This window comes from Peribacillus sp. B2I2, assembly GCF_041261685.1.
Lineage (GTDB): Bacteria > Bacillota > Bacilli > Bacillales > DSM-1321 > Peribacillus.
In genome coordinates this window covers 2966720-2980154 of record NZ_JBGCCB010000001.1, presented here as the reverse complement: position 1 = coordinate 2980154, position 13435 = coordinate 2966720, and the positions used below count along the sequence as shown (strand labels likewise).

Below are 13435 nucleotides of genomic sequence, written 5' to 3'. Positions count from 1 at the left end.
ACAATGGATAAAAAGAAAATTATTTTTCTTTTAAAGACTTTAGTAGAGAGCTTAGTAAATAAAGAATACTCAACAATTGAAAAAAGTGGAGAAAGTGGAGAATATAATGCAGAGGAATTAAAATATTTAGTGGAAGAATATGGTGGTAATATTACAACGCCTCCTGAAGAAGACTATAATAATATAAATATCATAAAAATTGAATCAGAACCTGAATTTGCAATTGAATATGAATTATGGGTTGATAACGAAAAGTCTGATTTAACTCTAAGTGCATCTATCAGGCTTAATGAAAGTGAGCGAAAAATCATTATTGAAAATATCCATGTACTTTAATTTCTATTTAAATTTAAATTAATTATAATTCAAATAAGTTATTAAATATTAACTTGTGAAAGGGACAGCGATCAGACTAGTGCTGATAGATCCTTCTGTTATCAATTAATTGGGTGTTTTTCTTCACTATGATTGAATTAATGATCTTCCACAAAAAGGTCGATTCCTTTAAAAATTTAGGGAATCGGCTATTTTTAGTTTACATTTAAGCATATCCATTCTAGATTGTGGGAGAAGAGTAAGTAAGGCGAAAGATCTTGTTAAAGGAGATCTTCTAGAAACAGGTGAGGGGACTACCCAGACGATTGATGAAATTAAAGTTCCTAAACATGTCAATGTTAATAATTTTAAAATTAAAGATTATCATTCGTATTATGTATCTAACCTTGGAGTTTGGACTCATAATTCTTGTGAATTTAAGCGTAAGAAAGTAAACGGTAAAACAGTTTATCAAAGAAACGATATAGAATGAGGTAAAAAAGATAATCGTGGAAGGACTAATCGACAGAGAGTAAGCCAAGGATTAGCTCCTCATTGATTTTACAAGGAAAACTATCAAGAGAAGAAGTTGCGGCTTGGGCGTCAGAATATGTAATGCAAGGTAAACCAAATATCTCAGATGAAACTGATTGGGAACTCCTTCAAATTGTTTCTGGAGTCGATTTACAAGATAGTCCAGATGAATATTTACATGTAGAGCAAGACATTAAGGATTGGATAGAAAAATTTTCAATTAGGTAGTACTGGATGAAACCTTGATAGGCTATATGCCTTTCAAGGTTTTTTAACGGGTGAAGTGCAGAATAAGAATAAGAAACTATTATACCAAGATGATAAGCAATACATGTAATCTCTGAATGATGTTTTTTGCGATTTATTAAGAACATACAAGCTCATTTTTAAAAACGTATGCCCTATTTAATGTATGCCAACTTACGTGCGCTTTATTGTCCCTGATGAATACGAAGGCACGGAAGAAGATCCTACTTCTTTAAATCGCTATCTATATGCGGATGCCGATCCAGTCAATAACATCGACCCGGATGGCCATGCGCCAAAATGGCTGCAAAAAGGCTGGAAAGCAACGAAGAAGTACTCGAAAAAAGGGTATAATGCCTATATAGGCAATGATATTAAAAAAATAAAAAATCCGAAATCAAAGTGGTATCAAAAAGCCGGAGCAACGGTATCGGTCGCAAGCAACTTCATTCCAGGTGCCGGTCAAGCCAAATGGGCCGCCAAAGGCGCAGTCAGTGTAGTCAAGTACGGCAAGAAAGCGAAGAAGGTAAAGAAATTCAAAGCAGCCCCATTAAAAAAGGAAAGAAAAGATAAAGGGAAACCAAAAAGCGTTTCAACTAACAAAGGATTAGCTGGAAGAGGATATAAACCTAAAGCTGGAGAAAGAACGTTTGATGGTTATGTAGCTAAGAATGTTTCTAAAAACAATGAAACTAAATTATTTACTAAATCAAAAAAGTTCAACACTAGTAAAATGAATGCAGATGGACAATTTAAACGGTTTGGATCAGGTTCTCATGGTGGCCTTTCTCCACATGTACACCAACCTACAAGAAACGTTGCAAAAAATGGAGAAATTTATGGGGGCCAAGGTGCAAAAACAAGAAATGGTGGTGTTACCAAGCCTGGTAAAAGGGATGTAAAACAGCTGTATCAGTATCTGAAAAATAAAAAATATCGTAAATAGGGGTGGGCTATATGTCTTTTGTAATATATGATTGTATCCAATTCATTACATTTGATGCTGATGAAACATTTAGCAAAGCATTATTTTTGGAAGAAAATGAACATATACAGGCGATCCTCCTTAAACCAGAGGTTAAAGAAAAATATTTGTATATAAATAATTATTTCAAAGAAAACGTATTTAGTATATATGATCAAGAATTTATTGGCGATTTTGATGAGTGGAAAGAATTCAATAAATCTCCAATAGAAATTCAATCTTTTTGTTTTGAAATAAAAAGAATAGTACAGAATAAATCTATAAGTAATGTAAGTATTATTTTAATTTACTATGTTAATGAACAGGAAGAAGAAAATAACATCGTTACTGTCAATACTACTTCAACAAATATAATTGAAGGACTTTTCAAGGCATCATTATTTGAAAAAGAAGGGAATATTTTTATCATTAATATTAATTAATGAACTTCATTAATGGTAATGGAAAACACAAGGGAATGGGACACCCACTTAGGGTGAGATTAATAAGAAGGTGCGGATTGGGAGTCAGAATATGTCATGCAAGATCGATCAAATATCTCAGATGAAACTGTTTGGGAACTCCTTCAAGTTGTTTCTGGAGTCGATTTACAATTGAGACCAGAACATATAGACCAAGACATGGATTGGATAGACATATTGTGAATTAAATAGTAATGGATGAAACCTTGATAGGTTAGATGCCTTTCAAGGTTTTTATAAGCTCATTTACGGTCGCTTTATCGTTCCTGATGAATAGGCACGGAAGAAGACCCAACTTCCCTTAATCGCTATCTATATGCGGATGCCGATCCGGTCAATAACATCGACCCAGATGGCCATGCACCAAAATGGCTGCAAAAAGGCTGGAAAGCAACGAAGAAATACTCGAAAAAAGGGTATAATGCCTATATAGGCAATGATATCAAAACCATCAAAAATCCGAAATCAAAGTGGTATCAAAAAGCCGGAGCAACCGTATCGGTCGCAAGCAACTTCATTCCAGGTGCCGGTCAAGCCAAATGGGCCGCCAAAGGCGCGATCAGTGCAGTCAAGTATGGAAAGAAAGCGAAGAAGGTAAAGAAATTTAAAGCAGCCCCATTAAAAAAGGAAAGAAAAGATAAAGGGAAACCAAAAAGCGTTTCAACTAACAAAGGATTAGCTGGAAGAGGATATAAACCAAAAACTGGTGAAAGAACGTTTGATGGTTATGTTACAGCGAATGTTTCTAAAGACAAAGAGTTAAGATTATACACTAAATCAAAAAAGTTTAATACTAGTAAAAAGAATGCTAATGGTCAATTTAAACGGTTTGGAGCAGATTCTCATGGTGGAATTGCTCCACATGTTCATCAACCTATAAGAAATGTTGTGAAAAATGGAGAAATCTATGGTGGACAAGGTAGAAAAACAAAAGATGGTGGTGTTACCAAACCAGGAAAAAGGGATGTTAAACAGCTCTATCAGTATTTGAAAAATAAAAAATATCGTAAATGAAGGAGTGGACTATATGTCTTTTGTGATATACGATTGTATCCAATTTATTACATTTGATGCTGATGAAACATTTTGCAAAGTATCATTTTTGGAAGAAAATGAACACATACAGGCAATCCTCCTTAATCCAGAGGACCAAGATAAATATTTGTATATAAATCACTATTTCAAAGAAAACGTATTTAGTATTTATGATCAAGAATTCTTAGGCGAGTTTGATGAATGGAAAAATTTCAATAAAGTACCTAGAGAAATCGAATCATTCAGTTTAGAACTTAATAGAATAGTTCAGGATAAATCTATCAGTAATCTAAGTATTTTCTTAATTGACTATGTTGATGAACAGGAAGAAGAAAATAACATCGTTACTGTCAATTCTACATCAACAAATATAATTGAAGGACTATTCAAGGCATCAATATTTGAAAATGAAGGGAATATTTTTATCATGAATATCAATTAAAGTACTGTTTGATAAATGATATTACCATTCACTCCTCATAATCATTAAGTTACCATATAGTTACAGATACTTGGTAGCTTTAATAAAATTATTTGAATGTAGAACTGTTCTTTGTATAAATATATGAAATTTAAAAAATACAGAAAAACCTTGATAATCCAACTGGCTATCAAGGTTTTTCTGTAAAGATTGTAAACATATGAATTAATCGCCAACTCATCGAAACGACCGATGAACACCCATTTTGGATCGTTGACGAAGGCTGGGTAGAAGCCAAAAACCTTGTAGCTGGAGATTTGGTAGAGACGAATGATGGCAACACCATCCGAATTGACACAATCGAAATCGTCCAAAAGCAAGAAACCGTCTATAACTTCAAGGTGCAGGATTATCACTCCTATTATGTCTCTGATATAGGGATTTGGACGCATAATAGTTGTTATATCACATATCAAACCTACACTAAGAAAAATAAAAAAACAGGGGAGGTCTATACTGGTAGAACAAGTGGAACAGGAACCCCTTTTCAAAATATAGCAAACAGAGATAGAAACCATCACAGGAATAAAGCGGGGTTTGGAAAAGCAAGACTTGATAAATCATCTAAGAATAAAGGTGCAATACGTGGACGAGAACAGTTACTTATTGAAAAATATGGTGGCGCTCAATCAAAAGGAGGAACATCGGGAAATAAAATTAATGGAATATCTGATCATAATAAAAAGCGGAAAAAATATATTAAAGCTGCAAAAAGGGAGTTTAGATAAATTGAAAGTTAAAAAGAAACGAGTAAAAATGGGTAATGTTTATGCTATTCCTCTACCAGACAAAAAGTATGCATTTGGAAAAGTCTATAAGGATGCCTGTATTGGCATATATAAAGAAATAGGTAACACAATGGAAGAACTTCCAAAAAAAGAAGAATTTGATTTTATTGTAGGAGTGTATCAAGATCTACTAAAATCAGGAAAATGGCCACTTGTTGATTATCGAGAATTTCCATCTGAAGAGGAAGCATGGCCACCAGAAATGAGTGTTTATGACACCATTGCTGGGACCTATTCGATCTATTACAAAGGAGAAATTTCACCATCTACTGAAAAAAAATGTAGAGATTTAGAACAAGCTGCAGTATGGGAGGAAGAACATATTATTGATAGAATCATGGGCGATGACAAGTGGAATTGCGATTAATATCGAAAACTACTATCTTGAATAAATAAAACAAATATTTTACGTTTGGAGAAGGGGCAGGGAAGTACTCTACAACGGTAAGCTATTTTCCTGACGTTTCCCCTATTTTATTACGTAATTGGTTTCTGTAAGATATTGATTTAACAAGAAGGCAGTTGACATGAAAGATGCAGCATATGAAAATGACCAATTTTATGAAGAAATGTGTCTTCATGCAAGAAATTGTCAAGATGAGCATGACTGCAACGAGAAGAGAAATAATAACGGAGGTGATTTTAATTGAATCACAAAGAGGTTGAAGTAGTTAAAAATCTCCCTGCTCCAAAAAGGTATGAGTACTTTATAAAGAAAGTAGCTGACTTTGAGGAGGTATGGGGATTGTTCAATGACGGGTGGGCAATCTCAAAAGATGATGATGGAAATTCTTTAATGCCCTTTTGGCCGAAAAAAGAATTTGCAAATTTATGTGCAGTTGGTGATTGGGAGAATTATCAAGCTGAAAAGATAGAACTTGATGAATTTATTCAGGATTGGTTACCAGGGTTGAAGGAAGATGATATTAATCCTTCAATATTTTGGAACAATGTAGATTCTGCAGTATTAGAAATTGATATATTAATTTTAGATTTAGAAGAAGAGTTAAAGAAATATTAATTTTAAAAACCTTAATTTGAAACAACCTTTCAAGGTTTCTTTTTGTGCGCCAAGCATAGGTGCAGGCTAGAACTGTGGAGGCAGAAGTAGCAATAGGTTAATACAAGGGTGCCCTTGTCGACGCGATAGCTGAAGGAAGCGAGCGAAAAAACCTCCGTGCTTAAGCACACAAACTTCATATTAGGCTAGGTTCCTGAAGAAGATCCAACTTCCCTAAATCGCTATCTAATGCGGATGCCGATCCTGTCAATAACATCGACCCGGATGGCCATGCGCCAAAATGGCTGCAAAAAGGCTGGAAAGCAACGAAGAAATACTCGAAAAAGGGTATAATGCCTATATAGGCAATGATATTAAAAAAATAAAAAATCCGAAATCAAAGTGGTATCAAAAAGCCGGAGCAACCGTATCGGTCGCAAGCAACTTCATTCCAGGTGCCGGTCAAGCCAAATGGGCCGCCAAAGGCGCAATCAGTGCAGTCAAGTACGGAAAGAAAGCGAAGAAGGTAAAGAAATTTAAAGCAGCCCCACTAAAAAAGGAAAGAAAGCAGAAAAGTAAGCCAAAACCACTAAAACTCGATTTAAAGTTTTTTTCCTCAAATAAAAAAGGAGGAAGATTAGGGAACGATGCAACGAGGGACCAAAATAGAGGAATTGGAGATATTTTAGAATCACGCGGCTGGCGAGTGACAAATGGTGGAGGAAGAGCTAAAGAAGAGTACCTCCCAGGACCTAATAGACAAAGAAAGGGAAGCAATTGGGTAGATATTACCGCCAAGAAAGGTGGGAAAACATTAAGGATTAACACCGTTGATATGAGGAAAAATGGACAAATGACAAACGAGAGCGAAAAGCAGCTAATAAAATAAAACAAAAAACAGAAGGTAGAGGTAATAAATTTTTAGCAATTCCAAAAAAGAAGAAATAGCAAATGAGGTGTTAAAATGTCTAAAGATCTGTATTTCTTTGGAACTAAAGGAGATATATTATCTATATTTTATGAAGCCGAAAAAAATATGAGCCTAAGGTATGTAGAAACAGGGTTATTTGAAGAAAATAATAGTTTAATTTACTATTCTATCGATTCAATTCCTGGATTGGGTATTAATACATCTGGTGAGACGATATCAAAAAGCTATCTTGTGTTATCGAAAAGAGAAGAACTTACAGTACGAGATGTATTGCAAAGAAATGGTACGATGAAATACGCTATTGATCAATTAGAAAATCCTGATACGACAGTTTTTTGGCCAGGTGGAATTTACGAAGATAAATATTTAATTCAAGGAAGGCTAGCGTCAATTTCAGATTCCAGTAGAAGTAAAGATCTTCAAAAAGAAATTACCAAAATAATTAAAAAAAAGTTTAAACGGATTAATGGTGCATGGTTTGGTGAAGAGGCACGTTCATTAGAAAAAAAAGTACGATTTATTACTATAAGTATTTATCAACCAAAAGAGTATGATGTAACGTTAAACTAATAAAATAAATACTAATATAGAAATAAAGTTTAGAGCTTGTTGACAAAATTAATTATCATTTTGCCTATGAGCTTTTTTTATTGATTGCTTAATAAGGGGACCCGTAAGATATATTGCTACTAAGATTTCTTGTATGTGTAATTGAACAAGAAAATATTAGGTGCTCAATTCAATATTGAAAGATATTCTTCCCAAATGTATTTTAGAAACAATAGGAAGAATGTTATTTGATACAGGAGAAGAATTAGAAGCAATTTAAGTGAATTTGGATGATGTGATTAGTAAACTAACAGATATATTGGTTTTTACTAAATTTACAACAGGTAATGGTGATTTCATTCTTGTTGATGATGAATTTAAATTTGGGATCTGTATTGAAAGAACCGAGTATCAATACGAACTGTTTATTTGGGGCATGACAACAAATTAATAAAAAGTTTTGTTAAATGGGAGTTTAAATAAATTGAAAATTAAAAAGAAACGCGTAAAAATTGGTAATGTGTATGCTATTCCTCTACCAGACAAAAAGTATGCATTTGGTAAACATTTGGTAAACTTTATAAGGATGGATGTATTGGTATTTATAAAGAAGTTGGTAGCACAATTGAGGACCTTCCGAAAAAAGAAGAATTTGATTTTATTGTAGGAGTGTATCAAGATATACTTAAATCAGGAAAATGGCCACTTGTTGATTATCGAGAATTTCCATCTGATGAGGAAGCATGGCCACCAGAGATGAATGTGTATGACACCATAGCTGGGACCTATTCTATCTATTACAAAGGAGAGTTTTCACCATCTACTGAAGAAAAATGTAGAAACTTAGAATTAGCTGCAGGATGGGATGAAAACCATATTATTGATAGGATAATGGGCGATGACAAGTGGAATAACGGTTAATATCGAGAAATACCATCTTGAATAAATTAAATAAAATAACGTATTTTTGGAGGAGCGTATTGGAAATAATGATTACAACGGAAAGCTATTTTCCTGACTTTTCCTCTATTTTTAACAACCCGAGCGATTCTTAATGGTCATAATACCTCAATAATAACAAGGTGTTCAGGGATCAAATAGATTTTAGTTTAATATAGAAGATTGCAGCTGGCCCAAGTGCCAGTTTTTTATTTGTAGATTATCTCTCCCTTACAGATGATTTTATATCAGTAATGGACAATATACATATTTTTCATGTTAAAATGGAATGCGAATTCATTTAATCAGTCCGGGTGGACATAAAAAGGAGCAAAATCATTGTGAAGATACTATTTCCGTTGCTTGCGGTCCTAGGCGGCATCACCATTGCCATACAAGGACAAATCAATGGTGGATTAGGGAAAAAAGTGGGGGTCATTGAGGCTTCTTTCATTTCGTTTGGAATCGGGACACTCGCTTTATTATTTATTGTTTTGTTTGCTGGAAACGGAAATATTTCTGCAATTTCGACTGTACCTAAATGGCAATTGATAGGCGGACTTCTAGGGGCCATTTATGTCATTGTTATTATATTGGTTGTCCCGCAGATTGGAGTGGCCCCTGCATTGGTTGGGGTTATCGCAGGTCAGATACTGATTGGGGCTGTCATTGACCATTTCGGTTTATTTGGAGGGGTACGCATCCCTTTGGATGCGAAAAAGGTGGCAGGCATATGCTTACTTTTCGTGTCATTATATTTATTTAATCATAAATGAGTTAGAGTTAGGTTCTTTTTTCGTGGTGGCTGAAGCGTGAATATAGTTGAGAAACTGATATAATATTTCTATTCCCCTATAGTTATTCCCCATTATTTGGGATTTAAAAAATTAAAACCCAGTATTTTTTTCAGGTAATGTATTATTCTACTAAAATGTATCATTTGTTTGAAAATGGTTTGCTAGGAAAGTGGGCTTAGCAACCTAACTGACTTAAATTATTAGAATATTTAGAAAAAAATAACAATGGTAAGACAAGCGAACATATATGAATACTGGTATTAAACAATGTGGAAAAAAGATAGATGCCGAAAGTCATTTTACAATAATTAGGTTGCTCGATTCTATTTACCTATTATCTAGATCGAATTGATTAGCAATTAATTACTATCTTGTGAAAAAGTACTCATCAGTTTATTGATTTTTTGATTTATTCGTAATATACTTAAAATTCAACATCTTTAATTCGAGGTATAGTATCCTTAGCGAGGTTGAAAAGAGGGTGATTTTTAACTAGTAAACTGCATTAATTGCTTTTATAGGTAGAAATACAGATTTATGCAAACGGTTCGCTAGTTGTTTTTTGGTGAATTCCTGCAATGAATGCTTCTAACTTTCCTCGCTGACATTATTTGTACTATACGAAAGATTAATAGGTGTTAGAAGGATAATCTCTTAAATGTGATTATTCTAAGAAAGACTAAAGATGAGGGGGAATATTTTTTGAAAAAGTCTAAATTTTCAGTGCTTGCTCTTCTTATGGCCATCATGCTTATTCTTGCGGCATGTAACGGCGGTTCGAAGGAAACTTCGAATGAAAAAGAAGGAGGCTCGGGTGACTCAGCCAAATCAAAAGTATTAAACGTAAACAACTCAAGTGAACCTGGTTCGCTTCACCCTGCCAATGCTCAAGGTACTCATGAATCATGGATCCTTGAACATACGTTTGAGGGATTGACTAAGAAAACAGAAGAAGGCAAAATCGTGCCTGGTTCTGCAGAATCGTGGGAAATCAGTGAAGATGGATTAACATGGACATTCAAATTGAAAGATGGTTTGAAATGGTCAAATGGAGATCCGCTTACAGCCAATGACTTCGAATATGCTTGGAAATATGCTTTGAAACCGGAAACGGCTGCTGACTATGCTTACCAACTTTATTATCTTAAAGGCGGGGAAGCTTACAACAGTAAGAAAGGGAAGGAAGAGGACGTAGGGGTTAAAGCGACAGACGAACATACATTAGTCGTTACTTTGGAACAGCCTACACCGTATTTCCTTGACTTGACTTCCTTCTATACTTTCTATCCAATCAATAAAAAGGTACAGGAAGAAAATCCAAAATGGGCTTTGGATGCAAAAACACACGTATCGAACGGTCCATTCAAATTAACCGAGTGGAAACATAAAGAAAGCCTGAAAATCGAAAAGAATGAAAATTACTACGATAAAGACAAAATTAAATTGGATGCAGTTAACTTTGCTCTGATTGAAGATGAAAATACAGCATGGCAAATGTATCAGAGTGGCGAATTGGATATCGCTTATCCGCTGCCAGTGGATGTACAAGGACAATTGGTTAATTCTGGCGACAAAGAATTCAAAAACGGCGCAGAACTTGCTGTTTACTATTACAACTTTAATACGGAAGTAAAGCCTTTCAATAATGCAAAGGTAAGGAAAGCGCTTTCAATGGCTATCGAACGTAAAAAAATTACTGAAAATGTTGCTCAAGGTGGTCAAAAACCTGCCTTTGGAGTAATCCCGCCGGGCATTCCTGATGCAACTGGAGATTTCCAGGAAAATACAGGTAACCTATTTGAGGAAAACGTTGCTGAAGCCAAGAAATTGTTAAAAGAAGGTCTTGCTGAAGAAGGCATGAAAGAATTACCTGATTTTTCAATTTTGTATAATACTTTAGATACTCATAAGAAAATTGCTGAAGCCGTTCAAGGAATGTGGCGCGATAACCTGGGTGTTGAAGTGACACTTGAAAATGCAGAATTCCAAGTTAAGCTTGATCGTGAAAAAGCTGGCGACTTTGAAATTTCCCGTGCAGGATGGGTTGGTGACTATGTTGACCCAATGACTTTCATGCTTTGGGAAACAGACGGTGCCTATAATGATGCAAATTGGTCGAACAAAGAATATGATGGTTTATTAAAAGAGGCAAAATCTACAATGGATCCAAAAGAACGCATGGCTGCTTTACATAAAGCAGAGGAAGTTCTGATCGAAGAAATGCCGATCCTTCCGGTTTACTTCTATACAAAACCATATATGGTTAAATCGAATGTTACTGGAGTTTTTGCTCCGATTAATGCTTATCCGAACTTTATTTACGCGGATAAAAAATAATAGAAGGATAAAAGTGAAATGGGAGGTATGTCCGATTTAGGACATACCCCATTTTTCAATTGCGAATTTGAATATTTCATGAATTCATTTCCGTTTTCAACTCCTTAGAAAATCGATGATTGGGGTGATTACCATGTTGAGATATACATTAAATCGTTTTAAATGGGCGATTATTACTTTATGGGCAGTTATTACATTAACGTTCATCATAATGCATACGATTCCGGGAAATCCATTTGCTAAAGAAGGAGCTATGCCTCCTGCTGTTTATGAAAACCTTCAAGTCCACTATGGATTGGACAAGCCGTTATTGACCCAATATGGGAATTATTTATTGGAAGTCGTTCAATTTGATTTTGGTCCTTCATTAAAATCCTCTTCCATTTCCGTGAATGATTACATTTTGAAGGGTTTTCCAGTGTCCTTGCACTTAGGGGCACAAGCATTGGTGATTGCCATCTTCTTTGGGCTCATTTTGGGTGTCGTGGCATCACTGAAAAGAAATAAATGGCCCGACTATTTATCAATGGTCATTGCCATCGTAGGGATCTCTGTCCCGAACTTTATCTTGGCGACTATTTTAATCAATTATTTTGCAATAAAATGGAATATATTCCCTGTTGCTACATGGGCGACATGGCAGCATACCATTTTACCATCCATTGCCCTGTCAATGATGCCTCTTGCTTTCATCGCGAGATTGATGCGGACAAGCATGCTTGAAGTAATGGGACAGGATTACATTTTGACAGCAAAGGCCAAAGGATTGAAACGGAGCGGTGTCATTATCAAACATGCCATTCGGAATGCGTTATTGCCGATTATCACGATTCTGGGTATCCTGACTGCTAATATCGTGACAGGAAGCTTCATCATTGAACGTATTTTTGGAATACCGGGCATGGGAGATATGTTCGTAAAGGGAATATCCAACCGAGACTACCCGGTCATTCTTGGTTCCACAATTGTGTATAGTGCGGTGCTTATCCTATTGATATTCATCGTTGATATAGCCTATACGTTAATTGATCCGAGAATTAAAGTGACGGGGGAGAAGAAATAATGGCAGATAAAGTGCATTTAACCGAAGATATGTTCCAACCCGCTGAAGGGAACTTTAAGGAAGCAGAAAGAATTGCCAGACCAACAGTTTCATATTGGTCTGACGTCTGGCGTCGCTTTAAAGAAAATAAACTGGCGATGACTGGATTTGTTCTTATTATCCTCTTGGTCTTGCTGGCGATTTTTGGGCCATATATTAACGGATATACTTATTATGGACAAGATTTCGAGAAAAAGAATCTTAGCCCAAATAGCGAGCACTGGTTTGGAACGGATTCAGCAGGTAGGGATCTATTCACGCGAGCTTGGTATGGTGCAAGGATATCCTTGTTCATTGGATTGATGGCTGCGCTGATTGACTTTTTGATTGGTGTCCTTTATGGCGGGATTTCAGCCATTCGTGGTGGACGCACGGATAATATCATGATGCGGTTTGCTGAAGTGATTTATGCGATTCCATACCTATTGATGGTTATCTTAATGATGGTCGTATTAAAACCTGGTATTTTGCCGATCATCATTGCGATGTCAATTACAGGCTGGATTCCAATGGCGCGACTGGTAAGGGGACAGGTTTTACAACTAAAAGAGAATGAATATATCCATGCAGCAACCATCTCTGGAGCCAATACGAGCTGGACTTTAAGAAAACACATGATTCCGAATACAATGGGACCGATCCTTGTTAATTTAACGTTGACTGTACCCACTGCTATTTTTGCCGAAGCTACTCTAAGCTTTTTGGGATTGGGAGTGCCAGCACCTCAGGCAAGTTGGGGAACATTGACAAGTGATGCCCTGGGAAGCATTTTGGTAGGGAATTTCTATCAACTATTAATCCCGGCAATATTGATTTCCTTAACCATGTTCGCGTTCAATGTTGCTGGTGACGGACTGCAGGATGCCCTAGATCCAAAACTACGGAAATAAATGAGTCCTAACATAAAGATTTGATATTACTAGAATAGGAGGGAC

Annotated in this window: 20 protein-coding genes; all 20 read left to right on the top strand. The window is 35.6% G+C overall.

The window, feature by feature from the left end:
* Positions 1-3: 3 nt before the first annotated feature.
* The 20 genes from ABIE66_RS14740 to ABIE66_RS14645 all read left to right on the top strand — a co-directional run bounded on the left by ABIE66_RS14740 (position 4) and on the right by ABIE66_RS14645 (position 13390).
* A complete protein-coding gene (locus ABIE66_RS14740) occupies positions 4-336 on the top strand; it encodes a DUF7668 domain-containing protein (protein ID WP_370015249.1) in 333 nt (110 codons plus the stop codon).
* A 190-nt stretch (positions 337-526) separates the two neighbouring features.
* Positions 527-808 carry a polymorphic toxin-type HINT domain-containing protein gene (locus tag ABIE66_RS14735; protein WP_370017051.1) on the top strand — a complete coding sequence of 94 codons (282 nt, stop codon included), beginning with the start codon at positions 527-529 and terminating at the stop codon, positions 806-808.
* A 62-nt stretch (positions 809-870) separates the two neighbouring features.
* Entirely contained in the window at positions 871-1077 is a 207-nt protein-coding gene (locus ABIE66_RS14730; RefSeq protein ID WP_370015248.1) for a DNA-binding protein, read from the top strand.
* A gap of 184 nt (positions 1078-1261) precedes the next feature.
* The gene (locus tag ABIE66_RS14725) at positions 1262-2041 is read left to right on the top strand and encodes an RHS repeat-associated core domain-containing protein (RefSeq protein ID WP_370015247.1); all 780 of its coding nucleotides are present in this window, start codon (positions 1262-1264) and stop codon (positions 2039-2041) included.
* 11 nt (positions 2042-2052) lie between these two features.
* The gene (locus tag ABIE66_RS14720) at positions 2053-2502 is read left to right on the top strand and encodes a hypothetical protein (protein ID WP_370015246.1); all 450 of its coding nucleotides are present in this window, start codon (positions 2053-2055) and stop codon (positions 2500-2502) included.
* 96 nt (positions 2503-2598) lie between these two features.
* Positions 2599-2724 (top strand): hypothetical protein, encoded by a 126-nt coding sequence (locus ABIE66_RS14715; RefSeq protein WP_370015245.1) that lies wholly within the window; start codon positions 2599-2601, stop codon positions 2722-2724.
* A 705-nt stretch (positions 2725-3429) separates the two neighbouring features.
* Positions 3430-3555 (top strand): hypothetical protein, encoded by a 126-nt coding sequence (locus ABIE66_RS14710; RefSeq protein WP_370015244.1) that lies wholly within the window; start codon positions 3430-3432, stop codon positions 3553-3555.
* A 13-nt stretch (positions 3556-3568) separates the two neighbouring features.
* A complete protein-coding gene (locus ABIE66_RS14705; RefSeq protein ID WP_370015242.1) occupies positions 3569-4018 on the top strand; it encodes a hypothetical protein in 450 nt (149 codons plus the stop codon).
* Positions 4019-4221: 203 nt separating this feature from the next.
* Entirely contained in the window at positions 4222-4785 is a 564-nt protein-coding gene (locus ABIE66_RS14700) for a polymorphic toxin-type HINT domain-containing protein (RefSeq protein ID WP_370017050.1), read from the top strand.
* Entirely contained in the window at positions 4718-5212 is a 495-nt protein-coding gene (locus ABIE66_RS14695) for an Imm26 family immunity protein (RefSeq protein WP_370015241.1), read from the top strand. The genes ABIE66_RS14700 and ABIE66_RS14695 overlap by 68 nt, the downstream gene beginning before the upstream one ends.
* A gap of 160 nt (positions 5213-5372) precedes the next feature.
* Positions 5373-5495 carry a hypothetical protein gene (locus ABIE66_RS14690; RefSeq protein WP_370015240.1) on the top strand — a complete coding sequence of 41 codons (123 nt, stop codon included), beginning with the start codon at positions 5373-5375 and terminating at the stop codon, positions 5493-5495.
* A complete protein-coding gene (locus ABIE66_RS14685; protein WP_370015239.1) occupies positions 5492-5866 on the top strand; it encodes a DUF2750 domain-containing protein in 375 nt (124 codons plus the stop codon). The genes ABIE66_RS14690 and ABIE66_RS14685 overlap by 4 nt, the downstream gene beginning before the upstream one ends.
* Positions 5867-6146: 280 nt before the next feature.
* On the top strand, positions 6147-6734 hold the full coding sequence (locus ABIE66_RS14680) for a hypothetical protein (protein WP_370015237.1): 588 nt from the start codon (positions 6147-6149) through the stop codon (positions 6732-6734).
* A 75-nt stretch (positions 6735-6809) separates the two neighbouring features.
* Positions 6810-7346 carry a hypothetical protein gene (locus tag ABIE66_RS14675; protein WP_370015236.1) on the top strand — a complete coding sequence of 179 codons (537 nt, stop codon included), beginning with the start codon at positions 6810-6812 and terminating at the stop codon, positions 7344-7346.
* A 265-nt stretch (positions 7347-7611) separates the two neighbouring features.
* Positions 7612-7776, top strand: coding sequence for a YxiF family protein (locus ABIE66_RS14670; RefSeq protein ID WP_370015235.1), 165 nt, complete (start codon positions 7612-7614; stop codon positions 7774-7776).
* 218 nt (positions 7777-7994) lie between these two features.
* Complete coding sequence (locus ABIE66_RS14665) at positions 7995-8246, top strand: hypothetical protein (protein ID WP_370015234.1); 252 nt, start codon at positions 7995-7997, stop codon at positions 8244-8246.
* 359 nt (positions 8247-8605) lie between these two features.
* On the top strand, positions 8606-9040 hold the full coding sequence (locus tag ABIE66_RS14660) for a DMT family transporter (RefSeq protein ID WP_289325247.1): 435 nt from the start codon (positions 8606-8608) through the stop codon (positions 9038-9040).
* 723 nt (positions 9041-9763) lie between these two features.
* The gene (locus tag ABIE66_RS14655; RefSeq protein WP_289325246.1) at positions 9764-11398 is read left to right on the top strand and encodes a peptide ABC transporter substrate-binding protein; all 1635 of its coding nucleotides are present in this window, start codon (positions 9764-9766) and stop codon (positions 11396-11398) included.
* Positions 11399-11531: 133 nt separating this feature from the next.
* Positions 11532-12461 (top strand): ABC transporter permease, encoded by a 930-nt coding sequence (locus tag ABIE66_RS14650; protein WP_141994689.1) that lies wholly within the window; start codon positions 11532-11534, stop codon positions 12459-12461.
* Complete coding sequence (locus ABIE66_RS14645; RefSeq protein ID WP_289325245.1) at positions 12461-13390, top strand: ABC transporter permease; 930 nt, start codon at positions 12461-12463, stop codon at positions 13388-13390. Before ABIE66_RS14650 ends, ABIE66_RS14645 begins: the two co-directional genes overlap by 1 nt.
* Positions 13391-13435 lie beyond the last annotated feature (45 nt).